The organism is Parvimonas oralis, assembly GCF_047608425.1.
GTDB lineage: Bacteria > Bacillota > Clostridia > Tissierellales > Peptoniphilaceae > Parvimonas.
On sequence record NZ_JBLKRS010000002.1, the window covers coordinates 1 to 19,682 of the forward strand.

Sequence of the window (19,682 nt, forward strand, 5' to 3'; positions counted from 1 at the left end):
AAACATAATGTTGAAAAAACTGAAATTCCTGTAGAAAAACGTTGGGTTGGACCTGCAAGTGTTGAAGAAGTAACAGTGAAATTATTTGCTAATGATAAAGATACTGGAAAAACTTTAACTTTAAAGAAGAGTGAAAATTGGAAAGGCAAATTTACAAATCTTGACAAGTATAAAGATGGTAAAAAAATAGTTTATACAATAAAAGAAGTTAAAGTTGACGGATACGATAGCAAGATAGAAGGAAGTGCAGAAAATGGCTTTGTAATCACAAATAAGAATGTAGCAAAGACAAAAATTCCTGTAGAAAAGAAATGGGAAGATAATAATAACCAAGATGGTAAGAGAGTTAAAGAAATAATTGTAAAATTAGTAAAGAATGATGTTCCTACTGATAAGACAATAAAATTAAATGAACAAAATAATTGGAAAGGCGAATTTACTGATCTTGACAAATATGATGCACAAGGAAACGAAATTAAATATACTGTTAAAGAAGAAACAGTAGTAGAAGGATATGATACTGAAATAGTTGCAGGACATGTAGATGGTGCTGCTGGATTTATAATCAAAAACAAACATAATGTTGAAAAAACTGAAATTCCTGTAGAAAAACGTTGGGTTGGACCTGCAAGTGTTGAAGAAGTAACAGTGAAATTATTTGCTAATGATAAAGATACTGGAAAAACTTTAACTTTAAAGAAGAGTGAAAATTGGAAAGGCAAATTTACAAATCTTGACAAGTATAAAGATGGTAAAAAAATAGTTTATACAATAAAAGAAGTTAAAGTTGACGGATACGATATCAAGGTAGAAGGAAGTGCAGAAAACGGCTTTGTAATCACAAATAAGAATGTAGCGAAGACAGAAGTTCCAGTAGAAAAGAAATGGTTAGGAAAAGCTGTAGATGAAATCGAAGTAAAACTTTTAGCTGATGGAAAGGAAGTACAAACAGCGAAGTTAAATGAAGCAAATTCTTGGAAACACACATTCAAAGATTTACCTGTATATGATGAAAACGGAAAAGAAATAGAATATACAGTAAAAGAAGTTAATATTGACGGATATGAAAGCAAGATAGAAGGAAATGCAAAAGACGGTTTTGTAATTACAAATAAGAATTTAGCGAAGACAGAAGTTCCTGTAGAAAAGAAATGGATAGGAAAAGCTGTAGATGAAATCGAAGTAAAACTTTTAGCTGACGGAAAAGAAGTACAAACAGCGAAGTTAAATGAAGCAAATTCTTGGAAACACACATTCAAAGATTTACCTGTATATGATGAAAACGGAAAAGAAATAGAATATACAGTAAAAGAAGTTAATATTGACGGATATGAAAGTAAGATAGAAGGAAGTGCGGATAAAGGCTTTGTAATCACAAACAAGAACTTAGCAAAGACAGAAGTTCCTGTAGAAAAGAAATGGATAGGAAAAGCTGTAGATGAAATCGAAGTGAAACTTTTAGCTGACGGAAAAGAAGTACAAACAGCAAAATTAAACGAAGCAAATTCTTGGAAACATACATTCAAAGATTTACCTGTATATGATGAAAACGGAAAAGAAATAGAATATACAGTAAAAGAAGTTAATATTGACGGATATGAAAGTAAGATAGAAGGGAATGCAAAAGACGGTTTTGTAATTACAAATAAGAATTTAGCGAAGACAGAAGTTCCTGTAGAAAAGAAATGGATAGGAAAAGCTGTAGATGAAATTGAAGTAAAACTTTTAGCAAATGGAAAAGAAGTACAAACAGCGAAGTTAAACGAAGCAAATTCTTGGAAACATACATTCAAAGATTTACCTGTATATGACGAAAACGGAAAAGAAATAGAATATACAGTAAAAGAAGTTAATATTGACGGATATGAAAGTAAGATAGAAGGAAATGCAAAAGATGGCTTTGTAATTACTAATAGAAATGTTCAAAAAACAGAAGTTTCAGTAGAAAAGAAATGGATAGGAAAAGTATTAAAAGAAATTGAAGTGAAACTTTTAGCAAATGGAAAAGAAATTCAAACAGCGAAGTTAAACGAAGCAAATTCTTGGAAACATACTTTCAAAGATTTACCTGTATATGATGAAAATGGAAAAGAAATAGAATATACAGTAAAAGAAGTAGAAGTTAAAGGATATGAAAGCAAGATAGAAGGAAATGCAAAAGACGGTTTTGTAATTACTAACAAAGAAAAACCGGTGCCTAGAGTTCCAAAAACATCAGTTGGAACACAAATGTTTGGATACATTGCAATGGCTGGATTAAGTCTTGGACTTTTACAAATTTCAAGAAAGAAAAGAAATAAATAGTTAACTAAAAAAGAGAGTTTGTGCTCTCTTTTTTATTTTACAATTCATTTTACAGCATAGTAATTAGATAAGAAAAGCTCCCAACACGTCATTTCGACCGAAATGACGTTTAAAGGTGAATACTTCGTTTTATGGCTAGACGTTAACAGTAAATAAAAATCAAATTATTTTTATAAATAAAATAGAAAAAAATTAATATTATTGTATTTTAACATATTATATAGAACAAAATAATTCACGTCAAAATGTTTTGCATAGAGATATTCCTAATACGTCATCTCGACTGTAGCGGAGCAAAATGGAGAGATCTCATTACTATTATTTGTTTACAAATAATAGTAAGTACTATAAAGGACTTAAAAAAAGCACACTCATTTTTATTGAGTATGCTTTTTGTTTTAATTTATTTATTAAAATTTTCCTACATCTTCTCTGTAGAAGAAAGAGTCAGTTTTTAATTTTTCTATATCTCTGTAAACTAATTCTCTTGCTTTTTCAAAATCTTCTGCCATAGCTGTTACGATTAAATTTCTTCCGCCTTTTGCATAGATTTCATTATTTTTTTCTTCAACACCCATAAAGTAAATATCACTTTCTACGGGAACGAGATTAATTTTATCTTGACATTTTTCTTTTGACGGATAACCATTTGATGCAAGAACTACACCTACGCAAACTTTATCATTCCATTTGATTTCAGGCTCTTTGTCGTCCATTACGTCAAGAATATTTTGAACAAAGTCTGATTCTAAACGTGGTAATAACACTTCTGCTTCAGGATCTCCAAGTCTTGCATTGAAGCTTAGAACTTTTATTCCGTCTTTTGTTACAACAATTTCGCCGTATAAAAATCCTTCAAAGCCATAACCGTCTTCATACATTGATTTTGCCATCGGCTTTAAGATTTTTTCTACAACTTGTTCAATTTCATTATCTGTAATTTTTGCAACAGGACTACAAGCTCCCATACCACCGGTATGTTCAGCCTCGTCGCTATCTGATGTTCTCTTATAGTCTTTAACTATTTGTAATGGATAAACTTTGTTATTTTTTACTAATGCAAAGATTGAAAATTCTTTACCTATAATATATTCTTCTACTAAAATTTTTGAATTTTCGTTTTCGTCAAATATTTCATTAACTATATCTGTTGCCATTCTATTGCTTCTTGCAATAAAAATTCCCATATTCTTTGGAATTGAGTCAATTTTTATAGTTACAGGGAATTTTTCAATTCCGGAAACGAATTTTAAGGCTTGTTCTCTATCTGTAAATACAACATATTTAGTTGTAGGAATTTTTAATTTTTCCATAAGTTGTTTAGTAAAATATCTGCTGGATTCAATTCTTGTTGCAGATTTTGTAGGTCCGAACAGTCTTAAGCCGTTTTTGTTGAATTCATCTTTTATTCCAAGTGCTAAAACATCAGCCGGTCCTACAATTGTTAAGTCGATATTTTCTTTTATTGCAAAATTTTTAATTTGTTCAATATCAAACATATCTATATCTACCTTTGTAGCACCTTCCATCTTGCAATTTCCCGGTAAAACATAAATTTTTTCAACTAATTTGCTTTTTTGACATGCTTTTAACATTGCATGTTCACGACCACCCTTACCTATAATAAGTATTTTCATAAAATCACCTCTTTTTGTATTTTTATATCTAAATTATAAAATAATTATTAGCTTAAATTCATAATATGTTCTATTTTTGATAATCTAATTAAATTTACTAAATCGTGTTTCCGATTAGATAAATTTTTTAGGGTAAACACGATGAAATAAATATAATTTAACAAAGTTCTTGGATAATTATATCGTGTTTCCGATTAGATAAATTTTTTAGGGTAAACACGATGAAATTAATATAGTTTAACGAAGTTAAACTATATTAATTATATCATATTTTCTTTTTGATAACTAAATTAAGGTAAATATGATGAAATATGTATAATTTAACAAAGTTAAATTATACATATTATATCATCAGAGCCAACTTTTTTCAACTTTAATTTTTTAAAGTAATTGGAATTGATAATTTTTCTATGTTCAATTAATTTTTTATATAAAAGGGTATATTATTCTTGTGTTAAGAATTTTATTTTAGTAAAGGAGGACGGGAATGTTACAGCTTAAGAATATCAGTAAAAGTTATAAAACAGGGGATTTAATTCAAAAAGCATTAGATAATGTATCTCTTAATTTTAGAGATAATGAATTTGTCTCTATTCTTGGTCCGAGTGGTAGTGGAAAATCTACTTTATTAAATATAATAGGTGGATTAGATAAATATGAACAAGGTGAGCTTTTAATAGATGGAATTTCAACCAAAAAGTACAAAAATGAAGATTGGGACAGCTATAGAAATCATACAATAGGTTTTGTTTTTCAAAGTTATAATTTAATTTCTCATCAGACTGTTTTAGCCAATGTGGAATTGGCTTTAACCATTTCCGGAATATCTAAAGCTGAAAGAGAAAAAAGAGCTATTGATGTGCTTGATAAGGTTGGGCTTAAAAGTCAAATGCATAAAAAGCCTAATCAGCTATCCGGTGGGCAAATGCAAAGAGTTGCCATAGCCAGAGCTCTTGTAAATAATCCCGGCATTGTACTTGCAGATGAGCCTACAGGCGCACTTGATTCAGAAACAAGTGTTCAAGTTATGGAGTTACTTAAAGAAGTTGCAAAAGATAGACTTGTAATAATGGTTACTCATAATCCAAAGTTGGCAAATGAATATTCAACTAGAATTGTTGAATTAAATGACGGACAAATTATTTCTGATTCAAATCCTTTTATTTTAGAAAATGAGAGCAATGGAGTTCATAAAAATTTTGGAAAATCTTCTATGTCATACTCTACAAGTATAGCTTTGAGTTTTAATAATTTGAAAACTAAATTTAAAAGAACTCTAATGGTTGCAATTGCAGGGTCAATCGGAATAATCGGTATAGCTTTAATTTTGGGTTTATCCAATGGTGTAAATCAGTTTATTAAGGATACCGAAGAGGAAACTATGGTTTCATATCCGATAGAGATTGACAGCAGTAGTTTTTCAATGTCTAAAATCTTTGAAAATTCAAGTAAAGAAGATGATGGAGATATAAGCGAAGTAAAAACTATTCAAAAAATGTTAAAAGCAATTAATAAAAATGATTTATCTTCTTTAAAAGGATATTTTGAAAATGACGGGAAAGCTATTTATGATTATTCAAAGGCGATAGAATATAAATACGATATTACACCTATTATTTATACTTTAAATAATGAAAAATATGTTAAAGTAAATCCAAATGAGGCTTTTAAGTCTATGGGTTTTTCATCTAATAATTTTATGTTTTCAAGAAATTCTATGAGGGCTTTTTCTAAATTACCTAAAGATGAAGAAATATATAAGGATAAATATACTTTAAAATTCGGCTCTTGGCCAAGTAATGAAAATGAAGCTATAGTAATAACTAATTCAAAGGGTTCTCTATCCGATTTTATTTTTTATTCATTAGGACTTCGTGATAATGATGAGCTTTCAAAAATGGCAAAAAAATTTGAAAAGAGAGAAGAAAATGTTATAGAAGAGGATAATATTTCTTGGAAATATGAAGATATAGTTGGTAGAGAATTTAAAGTTTTAAGTAGCTCACAGCTTTATTCTTATGACTCTAAAAATAAAGTATATATAGAAAATTCTTCAGATTTGTCATTTGTTGAAAATCTTTTAAAAAACAAGTCAATAAATTTAAAAATAGTTGGAATAGCTTCTCCAAATAGTGATGAAAATTCTTCCATTTTGCCAACAGGTATTTGGTATAGAGATGAGTTAGAAACAAATTTAAGAAAAATATCTAAAGAAAGTGAAGTTGTAAAGGCTCAAAAAGAAAACCCAAATACCAATATTTTAACAAATGCTCCTTTTGGAGAAAAAATTAAACAAAATTTAGACTTTGCAAAATTATTTTCAATAGATCAGAAAAAACTATCTGAAGTATTTAAAATAGATACTTCTAAATTAAATTTTAATGTAAATTCAATGAATAATATTGATTTTTCAAAAATTTTGAATAATATCGGAAATAATGATTTTTTAAAAAATTTAGATATTAAACTTGATTCGGATAAATTAATTCGATTAATCAGTGATATTTTAAAAGGATATTTAGAATTTTCTTCTAAAAATCCTTCAACTAATTATATTGAATTGCCAAAGTCAATAAGTGATTATATGAAGACTGATGATGCAAAAAATATTCTAAAGGAATTTTTTGGAAAGATGATTTCTAAAAATAGTGGAACTTTGATTACAAATGAAAAGATAACTGATATAATGAAATCTATTTTGTCAGGCTATCCGGAATTTGCGAAAAAGAATAATTACACTGATCCTAATAAATTTAATGAATATTTATTAGAGTATTTTAAAACTCCTGAAGCTAGAGGAAAAGTTTCAGCTGAAACTAGAAAACTATTAAATTCTTTAGGAGAAAATTTAAAACTCGATAATAAGGATATAGCAGAATTATCAAAGGCTCTGTCAAATGGATATTTGAAATATGCCAAAGAAAATAATAAGCCTGATCCATCTAAATTAAAAGAGTCTTTTAATTCTTATATTGGAACAGCAGATGCAAAAAATATGATTTCTTCAGGAGTAAAAGATTTAATTAATTCCAGTTTATCAGGAAATCAAAATTCTTCACAAAATTTTGTAGATGGTTTAATTAAAAATCTTTCATCAGCAATAGCTAATAGCATTAAAGAGGCTCTAACATCTTCTATGAAAAATTTGCCACAGGCAATATCAATAGATCCAAGTAAATTAGGCAATGCCTTTTCTATGAACTTAAATGAGGAAGAGATAAAATCACTAATTACTGCTATGACTAATAGTAATGAAAGTTCTTATGAGAACAATATGAAATTATTTAACTATGTTGAAGATAAGGATATTTCTAAAATCAGTATTTATCCTAAAGATTTTGAAGCAAAACAGTCAATAATTTCTCTACTCGATAAATACAATGAGATGAGAAAAAATAACTCAGAAGATGATAAAGTGATAACTTATACAGATTTAGTCGGAACAATACTTTCTTCTGTAACGACAATTATAAATGTAATAAGCTATGTACTAATTGCATTCGTATCCATATCTTTGATAGTTTCTTCTATTATGATTGGGGTTATAACATATATAAGTGTACTTGAAAGAAAAAAAGAGATTGGGATTTTAAGGTCAATCGGAGCTTCAAAGAAAAATATATCACAGGTCTTTAATGCAGAAACCGGAATAATCGGCTTATTCGCTGGGATTCTTGGAATTGGAATAACATATTTATTACTAATACCGATAAATATTATAATAAGAAAAGTTACCGAAATGCCGAATATAACTGCTTATCTATCAATTCCACAGGCTATAACTTTAATATTAATCAGTATGATTTTAACTTTAATTGGTGGATTTATTCCTTCAAAGAGTGCTGCAAAACAAAATCCTGTTGAAGCTTTGAGAACAGAATAGTAAATTTAGTAAAAAACTAAGGATAATCTCCTTAGTTTTTTTGTTGGATATATTTTATTGGTTTTATATTTATATAAAAATATCTTTACAATAAAATGAAGATTAAAGACGAAAAATGAGTTGATATATTATTTCAAAAGATTTTCTGTTTAAAATTTTACAGGACAACGATATTTTTAATGACAAATAGTATTAATAGACAAATAAAAGTTTTATAGCTTTAAAAAAGATATTACAAATTCTGCTTTATTATTATAATATTATTTGAATTATTTATCCGTATATGCCATATAAAAATATTAATTTTTTTAATACAGGGTGTTGTAAAGTGATTAAAATTGATGTATAATAACATTTGGATAGTAAAAACTTTACCCAATGATTTTGAAAGGAGAATGAATAATGAAAAGGATTTTAATGACAGGAGCACTTGGACAAATAGGTACTGAATTGGCTCTTTATTTGGGGGACATTTATGGAAGAGAAAATATATTAGCTACAGACTGTTCAGATGCAAACAAAGCGGCTATCGAAGATATTCGTTTTGAAACATTAGATGTTACTGATCCAAAGAGAATGTTTGAATTAGCGAAAGAATTTAAGGCTGATACAATTGTAAATTTAGCAGCAATACTTTCTGCTAGAGGAGAAAGTATGCCACAATTAACTTGGAAGGTTAATGTTGACGGGGTAGTAAATACTTTAGAAGTTGCAAGAGAATTAAATGCAAAAGTATTTGTTCCTTCATCAATAGCAGCATTTGGAGTTGGTACTCCACTTGATAATACACCACAAGTTACTATTCAAAGACCTAATACTATGTATGGAGTAACAAAGGTTTCAGGAGAACTTTTATGTGATTACTATTTTAATAAATTTGGAGTTGACGTAAGAGGAGTTCGTTATCCGGGAATTATTTCTTATAAAACACTACCTGGTGCAGGAACAACTGACTATGCAGTTCATATTTATTATGAAGCAATTAAAAACAAAGCTTACACTTCTTATATAGGTAAAGGAACTCAAATGGATATGCTTTATATGCCTGATGCACTTAAAGCAGTTGTTGATTTAATGGAAGCTGATCCTACAAAACTAAAAGACAGAAATGCTTTCAATATTACAGCTATGAGTTTAACACCGGAAATTTTAGAAGAAAGTATCAAAAAATATATGCCTGAATTTAAACTAAGCTACGATGTAGATCCAATTAGACAAGCTATAGCTGAAAGCTGGCCAAATTCATTAGATGACTCTGCAGCAAGAGAACAATGGGGTTGGAAACCAAGTTTTGATTTAGACAAAATGACAGTTGATATGTTAGAAAACTTAAGCAAAAAATTAAAATAGTTATAGATAGGAGATAGAGATATGAGTATTCATGATTTAGAATTTTTACAAGAAAAAGTTAATAAGTTAAAAGAAGATGGAGTTTATCGTACATTACCTGTATTAAACGGAAAGAATTCATCAACAATTATTCTTGACGGAAAAGAAATGGTAAATTTATCAGCAAACAACTATTTAGGACTTGCTAATAATCCTGTTTTAAAGAAAAAAGCTCAAGAAGCTATTGAAAAATATGGTGTTGGAGCAGGTGCTGTAAGAACTATCATCGGAAATATGGATTTACACGAAGAATTAGAAAAGAAATTAGCAACTTTCAAAAAATCTCCAAGAGCATTCATTTTCCAATCAGGTTATGATTGTAATATAGGAACTATCCAAGCAATTACAGAAAAAGGCGATTTAATTATCTCTGATGAATTAAACCACGCTTCAATTATCGACGGTATTAGAATGACTAAAGCTGATAAAGCAGTTTTCAAACACAGCGATATGGAAGACCTTGAAAGAGTTTTAGTTGAAGCTCAAGGAAAATATAAGACAATCTTAATTATTACTGACGGTGTTTTCTCAATGGACGGAGACCTTGCAAAATTACCTGAAATTGTAAAATTAGCTGAAAAATATAATGCATTAACTTATGTTGATGACGCTCACGGTTCAGGAGTAATGGGAAGCCACGGAAGAGGAACTGTAGATCATTTCGGATTACATGACAAAGTTGACTTTGTTATAGGAACTCTTTCAAAAGCTATCGGAGTTAAAGGTGGATATGTTGCTTGTAACGAAGTTGCTTACGAATGGTTAAACCACAGAGCAAGACCTGTACTATTCAGTACAACTTTATCTCCTGGAGATACTGCAGCTTGTATAGCTTCTGTTGAAACTTTAATTGAATCAGATGAATTACAAAAGAAACTTTGGGATAATGCTAAATACTTTAAAGAACAATTAGGAAAATTAGGATTTAATACTGGTCACTCAGAAACTCCAATTACTCCTGTAATTATCGGAGAAGAAGCTAAGACTATGGAATTTTCTAAAAAATTAAGAGAATACGGAGTATTCGGTTCAGCTATAGTATTCCCAACTGTACCAAGAGGAACAGGAAGAATTCGTTGTATGATTTCTGCAGCTCATAGTAAAGAAGAATTAGATAAAGCTGTAAAAGCATTTGAATTAGCTGGAAAAGATATGGGAATCATCTAGTATAAATAATAGTTTTTCATAATATTATCAAAATTTTTAAAGAGGAGAAAAAATCTCCTCTTTTTTTAACTTCATTTAAGTTTTTAACGATATAATGTTTACAGTTGATAGAGAATACATATATTTTATCTTAAAATTCATTGTATTACACTATCGGCAAGTAAAATTATTTTTTGAATATATTTTTAAAAAATTTTTAAAAAAAGTTTTTTCTTTAAGTTTACTTTAAGGTTGACAGATTATAATATATTCAAGATAATAAATGATATTTAAAAACGAGGTGATTTATTATGGATAATAAAAGAGATAATATTTTTGATGAAAATGAAAATAATACTGAAAATATAAAAGAAAATATAGAAGAAACTTCAGAAAAAGTAGAAGAAGTAAAAGATATAATAAATGAAGAAGTAAAAGATGATATTACTGAATCATCTGATATAGACGAAATAAATGAAATGTCTAATATGGATGAAATAAATGAAACACAAAAATTGTTCAATCAAGATGATATAGATGAAATAAATAATATAAGTGATGAAGATTATGGAGAATATATCGAAGAACAGATTGAAGAGCCTTATGATTGTTCCGTTGAACAGGAAATTTACGATGAAGAATATATGGAAGACTCAAATGAAAAAGATAAAAAATTTGAAGCTTATGTTGACGGACTTGTTCAAAAGGAATTTGAAAAAAGAAAAAAAGGAAATAGACTTAAATCTTTCTCAAAATTTGTTTTAGCTATAATCTTAGCTAGTTCAATTAGTATAGGTGGAACAAGTTATTATCTAAAGAAAAATAATAGTGAAAAATCAGCTTTAAATCAAGCTCCAACTGATCAAAATGCAAATACAACAAATGCAGATACATCAGGCGGAACAACTGTAGAAAAAGCTGTTGCACAAAAAGCTATGCAATCAGTTGTAGGGATAACAACTGTAGGGGTTTCCGAAGATATGTTCTCAACTCAAAAACAAACAAGTGGACTTGGCTCAGGGGTTATCGTAAGCAAAGAAGGTTATATTTTAACTAATAATCACGTTGTTGACCCTTCAAAGACAAAATCCGTAACAGTAATATTGAGTGACGGAACTAAAAGAGAAGCCAAAGTTCTATGGAGTGATAAAACTTTAGACTTAGCAGTTATTAAGATAGATCCTAAAGGACTTGATTTAAAACCTGTTGAATTTGGAGACAGTTCAAAAGTTTCAATAGGGGATAAAGCTATAGCAATAGGTAATCCGCTTGGTATAAATTTAAAATCAACTTTAACTTCCGGATATATTTCAGGAAAAGATAGAGTTATAACACTACAAGACGGCTCAACTATGGAAGGTTTATTCCAAACAGATGCGGCAATAAATCCTGGAAATAGTGGTGGTGGATTATTTAATGATAAAGGACAACTTATCGGAATAAATACAGCAAAAGCCGGAAATAGTGACGGAATCGGATTTTCAATTCCTTCAAATTTGGCAAAACCGATTTTGGAACAAATAATTAAAAACGGTAAGTTTGAAAGTGTATCACTTGGTATAAGAGGTATAGATGTATCAAGATATAATGTTCTAGGACAAGAAAAATTACCTGTTGACTCAGGTGTATATGTTCATGAAGTCCTATCCGGTTCTCCGGCAGAATCTGCAGGATTAAAACCAAAAGACATTATAACAAAAGTTGGAGATACAAAGGTTACATCAAACTCAACTTTAAAAGCTGCCTTATTGAACTATAAGATTGGCGATAAAGTTAAAATTGAAGTTTACAGAGATGGAAAGACAACTACAATAGAAGTTAAATTCTCACAATTTGACTTAAATAAAGTTGAGAATAAGACAAAACAAAATCAAAATCAAAACAGTTTTAATCCAAATCGTAATCGTAACAATGACAATTACAATGGAAATGAAGAAGATTTTGATGGAAATGATGATAACAACAGTAACAACAACAATTAATTAGCATATTAGTAGAGATTTTTTTATAAATCCTCCGTAAAAATAAATAAATAAATGCGAAAAAAGTTATGAAAATAATTCATAACTTTTTTTGTTGTAAGTTTTATTTATTTAATTATTATTTGTAAATGCTATCTTTTGATAATTTAAATTCATAATTGTCATCTTCATCAATAATTGTTTCATCATCTACAAATGAAAGTTTGTATTCCAATTTATCTGCTGTTAAATATTTTTTATCGCCTTTTTTTACGATTTTAGGATTTTTAAATGTCGCTGCATTTTCTTTTTTCATTTTATCTTTTGCTTTATTAATATCTTCAGGAGTTGAATTCGGATTTATTTTACTCGGTTCTCCTGAGTATATCACAACTTTTTCGGTAATAATAATATCTCCGCCGTTTTTACCAACAAATTTTCTTCCGTAATAATTTTTAATTTCATTACTTCCCGTACAAGAAGTTAAAAGTAAAATCATAAAACATAATAATACTTTACTAATTTTTTTCATATCTTACCTCCCACTAAAAATAAAACAATACTAATCAACTACTAAATTTAAAAAGACTTAATAAATCTCCGTTTTTATACCTACTATAGTTAATGTAAAACATACTACCCTCCCAAAAAATTTTACATCATTAAGGTGAACCGATTTCTTACTACTATAATATCACAAAAAAAAACAAAGTCAATGTATTATACATTTATATATAAATTAATTTTTTAACAATTAACTTATTATCGAGATTTATCCACAATTTTTGTGGATAAGTCTAATAAATTGTAGATATTACTTGAAAATAGATATCTTTTTATGGTATAATATACACTTGAGCAATCAAGGAGTAATTATACTCCTAAATTTTTTGCTCGTAATATGTCGTGATGTTTAATGTGTAGTTTGTTTTTGTCTTTTTCTTTCGGAACTAACGTTAAGGTTCACGAAAAAAGAAAGGAAAAAATATGATAGAAAATTTTAATGATTTTAATTTGTCGAAGGAAGTTTTAAAAGCCGTTGTTGAAATGGGTTTTGAAGAACCTTCTCCAATTCAAAAACAAGCTATTCCAACTATGTTAAATGATGAAGACATTATCGGTCAAGCACAAACGGGAACAGGAAAGACAGCATCTTTCGGTATTCCGATAGTAGAAAAAGTAAATAAAAACAATAAAACAACTCAAGCAATGGTACTTTGCCCAACAAGAGAATTGTCAATTCAAGTTGCAGAAGAAATTTCAAAACTTGCAAAGTATAAGGGAGTTACTGTTGTTCCAATTTATGGGGGACAACCAATAGAAAGACAAATTCGTTCTTTAAAAATGGGAGTACAAGTTGTTGTAGGAACTCCTGGACGTGTTATTGACCATATTAAGAGAAAAACTCTAAAAACAGAAAATATTAGAACTTTTGTATTAGATGAAGCAGACGAAATGTTTGATATGGGATTTAGAGAAGATATTGAAAAAATTATAGGCTTTTTGCCTTATGAAAGACAAACAACTTTCTTCTCTGCTACAATGGATCAAGAAATTATGGACTTTGCAGCAAGATATCAAAGTGAGCCGAGACTTATAAAAGTTGTACCAAAGGAATTAACAGTTCCAAAGGTAACTCAATACTATTTTGCACTTAAACATAATATGAAACTTGAAATCTTATCCCGTATTTTAGATGTTCAAAATCCAAAGCTTACTGTAGTTTTTTGTAATACTAAAAAAATGGTTGATGACTTAACTGCAGGACTTCAATCCCGTGGATATTTTGCGGACGGACTTCATGGGGATTTAAAACAAATCCAAAGAGATGGGGTAATGAATAAATTTAGAAATTCTACAATTGATATTCTAGTTGCGACAGATGTTGCAGCCCGTGGTATAGACGTTGATGATGTAGATTTAGTTATAAACTACGATATGCCTCAAGATGTGGAATACTATGTTCACAGGATTGGAAGAACTGCAAGAGCAGGTAGAGAGGGGACTGCAATAAGTTTTGTTTCTCCAAGAGAAATGAATACTTTATCTCAAATTCAAAAATACACAAAAACTAAAATAGAAAAAAGAGATATGCCAACGCTTAAAGACTTGATTAAAAGACATGAAGAAAGATTTATGGAAGACATCAAGGAAGAAATTAATAAAAATGAACATACAAAAGAGTTAAATCTAATAAATATTCTAATGAGTGAAGACTATTCACCGATTGATATTGCAGCTTGTCTTTTAAAACATTATAATGAAAATAATAAGCTTAACAATCACGAAGAGCTTATGGATGTTGATATTAAGAAAAACAACAAGAAAAAAGGAAATGATAAGACTTCCATTTCAAACAAGGGTGGAAAGTCAAATGTTACTGAAAAGAATTCCGGAAGAATTTATATCAACATAGGTTCAAGAAAGGGAGTTTCTCAAAGACATATTGTTTCTGCGCTTTGTAATGATGCGAATATAAGTTCAAGAGATATTGGAGATATTGAAATTTTTGAAAAGTTCAGCTTTGTAAATATTCATAAAAATGCACTTAAAGATGCAGTAAACAACTTAAACAATGCACATATTAAGGGCTTTAAGGTATTAGTTGAACTTGCAAATAAAAAAGAAGACTCTTCTAAATTTTCTGCTAAACCGAAAGATAAGAAAAATAAGAAAGATAAAAAAGACAAAAAAGGCGAAAAGTCCAAACGTGATAAAAAGAGAAGATAATTTTTCAAGAAAATTAAGGTAAATTATATGGAATTTTGTAAATATAAAAAAGATTTGAATTTTTCATACACAATGGGAGCTTTCCCGACAATTGAGCTTTTACAGTCAAAAAATTACAAGACAATAGCTGTTTTGGTACATTCAAAATATGACGATAAAGCAGGACTTGAAAAAATTTGTGATGAAAAAGGAATTAATTTAATTTATAATGATAAAATTGTAAATAAACTTCAAAGCAAAGAAAATACATTTGTTATTGGAGTTTTTGAAAAAAACTTTGTAAAGATAAAAAAAGACAATCACATACTATTATGTGAGCCGAGAGATAAGGGAAATTTAGGTACAATTTTACGAACTGCATTGGGCTTTGGCTTTAAAAATATTGCAATAATTGACGGTTGTGATGTTTTTGACCCTAAGACTGTTAGAGCTTCAATGGGAGCAATTTTTAAAATGAATGTAGAAATCTTTAAAACTTTTGAAGAATACAAAAAAACTTTTGAAGAAAATAATATCTACTCTTTCATTTTAAATAAGGATTCAGTTTCACTAAAAAATGTAGAAATTAAAAAGCCTTTTACATTGATGTTTGGAAATGAATCACATGGACTTGAAAACTTTGACTTAAAAGGAACAACTCCCGTATTCATAGAACAGAGTGAAGACATAGACAGCTTCAATTTACCAATTGCAAGCTCAATAGCAATGTATAAATTTACGGAAAAAGGATAAAAAATAAAGTAAAAAGCAGGTGAAATCCCTGCTTTTTTGTTACATTTCTATAAAATAAACTATGGAAATTTCATATTTTTGATTTAGCAAAACTAAATATATAGAATATACATCAATAATATGAGTATAAAACAAAATTTTTTACGTCATAATCTTTGAAAAAATTTCCTCTAACACGTCATCTCGACCGGAGTGAAACGGAGCGGAGAGATCTCATACTTTTGCTTTAGCAAAAGTAAATGTATCGAAGATACATACAATGTAAAAGATTTATTAATCAAAAGTCTTTTGGATAATTTCGTTGTAATTATATATAGCTGTTTTATTTTTATATAAGTCCTTTACAGGACTTACTATTATTTGTAAACAAATAATAGTTGAGATTTCTCCACTTCACTTCACTACGTTCCGTTTCGGTCGAAATGACGCGTTGGGGGTTTTTCTTTGCTGGGTGCTATGACGTGAAATATTTCGTTTCATATATGATGTTTAAATACTATATTATGAGATTTTAATTCTTTTCTATTATACTTACAGAGATAATTTAAAGTTTATTTACTGTTCACGTCTAGCTACTAATCAAAGATATCTCCCCAACACGTCATCTCGACCAGAGTCAATCTAGCCCTAACTTTGTTTACTTGTAAACAAAAGTAGGTCTGACGGGGTCGTTGTATCTTTTGATACAATGACTCTGGAGATCTCATACTTTTGCTTTAGCAAAAGTAAATGTATCGAAGATACATCAAAGACACATATTGTTTTACTAAAGTAAAAAAGCAGGGAAGTCCCTGCTTTTTTGTCTTAGTATGGATGCGTTTAAGCATTAATAAAGTTTTCTAACTTTTCTTTTAATTCGTCGTATTCAAATCCACCTTTAATAGCAATCATTTCAAGAGTTGCAATATCTTTCATCATTGCAAAAAGTTCTTCATTGTCAAGATTTGAATATTCTGGACTTAAAGTCTTTAAGAAGTTTTTAACTTCTGGATATTTTTCAACTAATTCACCAATTTTTGTACTTTTTTCTAATTTCATAGTATTTCTCCTTTTCTCTAATCAATTTAATTACTCTTTATACGATTTATTATTTATGTTAATAATATTATAGCCTAATTTATATTGAAAATCTGTTGCATTTGAAACAAAAGAAAAAATTTTTAAAATTTTTTACATAAAAAAAATTCCTATGAGTAAAACTCATAGGAATTGGTCGGGGTGAGAAGATTCGAACTCCCGGCCCCATGGTCCCAAACCACGTGCGCTACCAAACTGCGCTACACCCCGATACGATTACCTATATATTATATAACTTTTATTCATTTTTGTCAACACTTTTTTAAAAATTTTTTAATTCTTTTAGGATTTATCGTTATTATAATATGTTAAATCGTAATTATTTATTTTTTTGATGTAGGTTTTTTATGTCCTGTTCTGTTGGTTTATCATACAGAAAAGTTTTTACAACTGCAAAAGTTTCTCTTACATATGACGAAATAGTTGCACCTGCCGGAGTTTTTGCAGGAACAGTTCTTGCTAAAACTCCAAATCTGTAAAGTATAAATTTTGCTCTAAATAGATGATAGCTTGATGAGATTACCATAATTTCTGACGGTTTTTTATCAAGTTTTTCGAGTGCAAATTTTATGTTTTCAAAAGTATTTTTACTTTCTGTTTCGGCGATAAGTCTTTCTTTTGGTATTCCTTTTTCAATAAGATATCTTTGCATATATTCGGCTTGGGAGTATTCATTATTTTTTTCTTTTCCACCGCATAAAACAGCTTTTGCAGTTTTGTGTTTATTTAAATATTCAATTGTTGTATCAAGTCTGTTGATTAAAGTTTTTGAAAGTTTTCCGTTGTTTGCCTTTGCTCCAAGGACTAATACATATTCTTCATAAGTATTTATTTCATTTTTTTGAGAATGATAAATTAAAGCTTGAATGAAGATAATCAAACACAAACCTATGAAGAATAAAAATTTAAAAAGTTTTTTCATATTAACCTCCTTATATATGAGTTTCCAGTTGTTTAACAAACGCCTCCAGATAAGTTTGCTCTTCTTTTGAAAATCTATTGAAAATAGGGGAATCTATATCCAAAACTCCAAAAAGTTTTTCATTTTTAAAAATTGGAATAACAATCTCTGAATTACTTTTTCCATCACAGGCGATATGACCTTCAAAATTGTGGACATTTTCAATATTTAAAGTTTTTTTAAGGCTTGAACTTGTTCCGCAAACTCCTTTTCCGTTTTGTATTCTTACACAGGCAGGAAGTCCTTGAAAGGGTCCGAGAACCAGAGTATCTGTTTTTTCATCTAATATATAAAAACCGACCCAATTAATTTTTTCTAAAAAGAAATTTAATAGGGCGGATGCATTTGCTAAATTAGCTATTGTGTTTTCTTCATTACTACATAATTCATACAAATCTTTTATTAAATAGGAGTATTGTTCTCCTAAATTACCTTCGTATTTAATCGGATTAAACATAAAAGCCTCCTTTGTAATTTATATAATTATATTAACATAAAAATCTATTAATTTCCAGTTTGATACTCAATTTAATACAAAAAGCTGACCATTCAAGTCAGCTTTTAGTTAAATCAAGTCTGATAAATTATTCATATTAAATTCGTTTAACAAGTCTTTTAATCCTGTTTTTATTTCATCTCTTTCAAAATTATGTTCATTTAAGAATTTAGAATCTTTTTCGTTGAGATATGAGTAAAAAAGGAGACCCATTAACAAGCTGTCTTGAGTTTTGAATTTCAATATATCAAATAAAGCATCTTCAGCTTCATTTATATTTCCATTGTCTATTTTTAATTTTAAGTCTTTTAAAATTTCAGTGCTTGCTTCTAATTTTAATAGTTTTTCAGGTGAAGAACTTTTGTCGATTTTAAAGACAAATTCTAAAATCATACTTATCCATTCTTCAATTTTTCTCATTATATAATCATTTTTTAACATTTTATCTCCTAGTCTATGACTTCAAGATATGATACAAAAAAGTATAAAGTTGAAATGATTAAACTTAGATTTAAAAATAACCATAATCCTACTTTTTTTGAATATCTTGAAAAATAAGCACCCACTGCTCCGATTAATTGTGGGAAAAAGAATCCCAAATAAAAAAGATAATTTGGAAGGTGAATTCCCTGTCCTGTTTTAAAGGATTTCACATATAGTAGCAAAATTAATTCTATTATTGTACCGAGTAAAAACAAAATTGTTGATGGATTTTCTTTTTTCATATCAAACCTCCTAAACTTAATATAAAAAACATTATAGGTTTAATATTAAATGTAATTAAGAAAAGAATTACACTTATTATAGAATAAATTTTACTTAAATTTCTTGTAAAATACATTGAGAGCCCAAGCAAAATAAAAGTTGTTATATATAATATATAAAAATATATCGAACTCAAATTATCTACCCAATTTGTAAAATGAATTACAATAAATGATAATACTATGATACAAAATGAAATCAAAGATAGAGTAAAAACTATTTTTGGTAAATTAGTTTTTTTGTTTCCATATTGACCTCCTTTATTTATATTTAATTCGTTTAATAATTATTGTATCTCCTAACCAACTGCTTCAACAAAGGCTACATAAAAGTAGGTAGCAGAAAGCATCAAACCTATGTTTAAAAACAACCACAATATTTGTATTTTTGCATATCTTGAATATAAAGCTCCAATTGCACCCATTACTTGTGGAAAAAGTACTCCAAAATATTTAAGATAATTTGAAAGGTGAATTCCTTGTCCTGTTTTAAAGGATTTTACATATAGCAACAAAATTATTTCTACTATAGTACCAAATAAATATATTATCATAGATAAATTTTCTTTTTTTGCTTTCATAGCTACTCCTTTATTAAGAAA

15 protein-coding genes and 1 tRNA gene are annotated in these 19,682 nt (G+C 28.5%); 7 read left to right on the plus strand and 9 right to left on the minus strand.

The features are described 5' to 3' along the window. A partial coding sequence (locus ACMX2D_RS03445; protein WP_414972708.1) for a Cna B-type domain-containing protein occupies positions 1 to 2,304 on the plus strand: 2,304 nt, incomplete at its 5' end. Between the two features lie 410 nt (positions 2,305 to 2,714). Here ACMX2D_RS03445 and purD read toward each other — a convergent pair. Then, the gene (purD, locus tag ACMX2D_RS03450; protein ID WP_414972709.1) at positions 2,715 to 3,941 is read right to left on the minus strand and encodes a phosphoribosylamine--glycine ligase; all 1,227 of its coding nucleotides are present in this window, start codon (positions 3,939 to 3,941) and stop codon (positions 2,715 to 2,717) included. A 487-nt stretch (positions 3,942 to 4,428) separates the two neighbouring features. Here purD and ACMX2D_RS03455 point away from each other — a divergent pair, with 487 nt between their 5' ends. The 4 genes from ACMX2D_RS03455 (at position 4,429) to ACMX2D_RS03470 (ending at position 12,341) form a co-directional block, all read left to right on the plus strand. Next, a complete protein-coding gene (locus ACMX2D_RS03455) occupies positions 4,429 to 7,824 on the plus strand; it encodes an ABC transporter ATP-binding protein/permease (RefSeq protein WP_414972710.1) in 3,396 nt (1,131 codons plus the stop codon). Between the two features lie 402 nt (positions 7,825 to 8,226). After that, positions 8,227 to 9,174, plus strand: a complete 948-nt coding sequence (locus tag ACMX2D_RS03460) for an NAD-dependent epimerase/dehydratase family protein (RefSeq protein WP_414971355.1) — start codon at positions 8,227 to 8,229, stop codon at positions 9,172 to 9,174. Between the two features lie 21 nt (positions 9,175 to 9,195). After that, the gene (locus ACMX2D_RS03465) at positions 9,196 to 10,380 is read left to right on the plus strand and encodes a glycine C-acetyltransferase (protein ID WP_009447816.1); all 1,185 of its coding nucleotides are present in this window, start codon (positions 9,196 to 9,198) and stop codon (positions 10,378 to 10,380) included. Between the two features lie 290 nt (positions 10,381 to 10,670). Further along, positions 10,671 to 12,341 carry a S1C family serine protease gene (locus tag ACMX2D_RS03470; protein WP_414972711.1) on the plus strand — a complete coding sequence of 557 codons (1,671 nt, stop codon included), beginning with the start codon at positions 10,671 to 10,673 and terminating at the stop codon, positions 12,339 to 12,341. 118 nt (positions 12,342 to 12,459) lie between these two features. Here the strand turns inward: ACMX2D_RS03470 and ACMX2D_RS03475 are convergent, their stop codons facing one another. Next, positions 12,460 to 12,852 carry a hypothetical protein gene (locus ACMX2D_RS03475; RefSeq protein ID WP_414972712.1) on the minus strand — a complete coding sequence of 131 codons (393 nt, stop codon included), beginning with the start codon at positions 12,850 to 12,852 and terminating at the stop codon, positions 12,460 to 12,462. 455 nt (positions 12,853 to 13,307) lie between these two features. Between ACMX2D_RS03475 and ACMX2D_RS03480 the strand changes: the two genes are divergently transcribed. Next, positions 13,308 to 15,050 (plus strand): DEAD/DEAH box helicase, encoded by a 1,743-nt coding sequence (locus ACMX2D_RS03480; protein WP_414972713.1) that lies wholly within the window; start codon positions 13,308 to 13,310, stop codon positions 15,048 to 15,050. Positions 15,051 to 15,077: 27 nt separating this feature from the next. Beyond that, positions 15,078 to 15,782, plus strand: a complete 705-nt coding sequence (locus tag ACMX2D_RS03485; RefSeq protein ID WP_414972714.1) for a TrmH family RNA methyltransferase — start codon at positions 15,078 to 15,080, stop codon at positions 15,780 to 15,782. 819 nt (positions 15,783 to 16,601) lie between these two features. Here the strand turns inward: ACMX2D_RS03485 and ACMX2D_RS03490 are convergent. From ACMX2D_RS03490 to ACMX2D_RS03520, 7 genes are all read right to left on the minus strand, one after another. Further along, on the minus strand, positions 16,602 to 16,820 hold the full coding sequence (locus ACMX2D_RS03490) for a DUF1858 domain-containing protein (protein WP_414972715.1): 219 nt from the start codon (positions 16,818 to 16,820) through the stop codon (positions 16,602 to 16,604). A 172-nt stretch (positions 16,821 to 16,992) separates the two neighbouring features. Further along, positions 16,993 to 17,069, minus strand: a tRNA-Pro gene (locus ACMX2D_RS03495). A 109-nt stretch (positions 17,070 to 17,178) separates the two neighbouring features. Further along, positions 17,179 to 17,781 carry a YdcF family protein gene (locus tag ACMX2D_RS03500; RefSeq protein ID WP_414971362.1) on the minus strand — a complete coding sequence of 201 codons (603 nt, stop codon included), beginning with the start codon at positions 17,779 to 17,781 and terminating at the stop codon, positions 17,179 to 17,181. Between the two features lie 10 nt (positions 17,782 to 17,791). Then, positions 17,792 to 18,277: a GAF domain-containing protein gene (locus tag ACMX2D_RS03505; protein WP_414972717.1), complete on the minus strand. Its 486-nt coding sequence runs from the start codon at positions 18,275 to 18,277 to the stop codon at positions 17,792 to 17,794. Between the two features lie 108 nt (positions 18,278 to 18,385). Further along, entirely contained in the window at positions 18,386 to 18,757 is a 372-nt protein-coding gene (locus ACMX2D_RS03510) for a DUF6483 family protein (protein WP_414972718.1), read from the minus strand. Between the two features lie 8 nt (positions 18,758 to 18,765). After that, positions 18,766 to 19,041: a hypothetical protein gene (locus ACMX2D_RS03515; RefSeq protein WP_414972719.1), complete on the minus strand. Its 276-nt coding sequence runs from the start codon at positions 19,039 to 19,041 to the stop codon at positions 18,766 to 18,768. A gap of 338 nt (positions 19,042 to 19,379) precedes the next feature. Next, the gene (locus ACMX2D_RS03520) at positions 19,380 to 19,661 is read right to left on the minus strand and encodes a hypothetical protein (protein ID WP_009448113.1); all 282 of its coding nucleotides are present in this window, start codon (positions 19,659 to 19,661) and stop codon (positions 19,380 to 19,382) included. Positions 19,662 to 19,682: the final 21 nt, after the last annotated feature.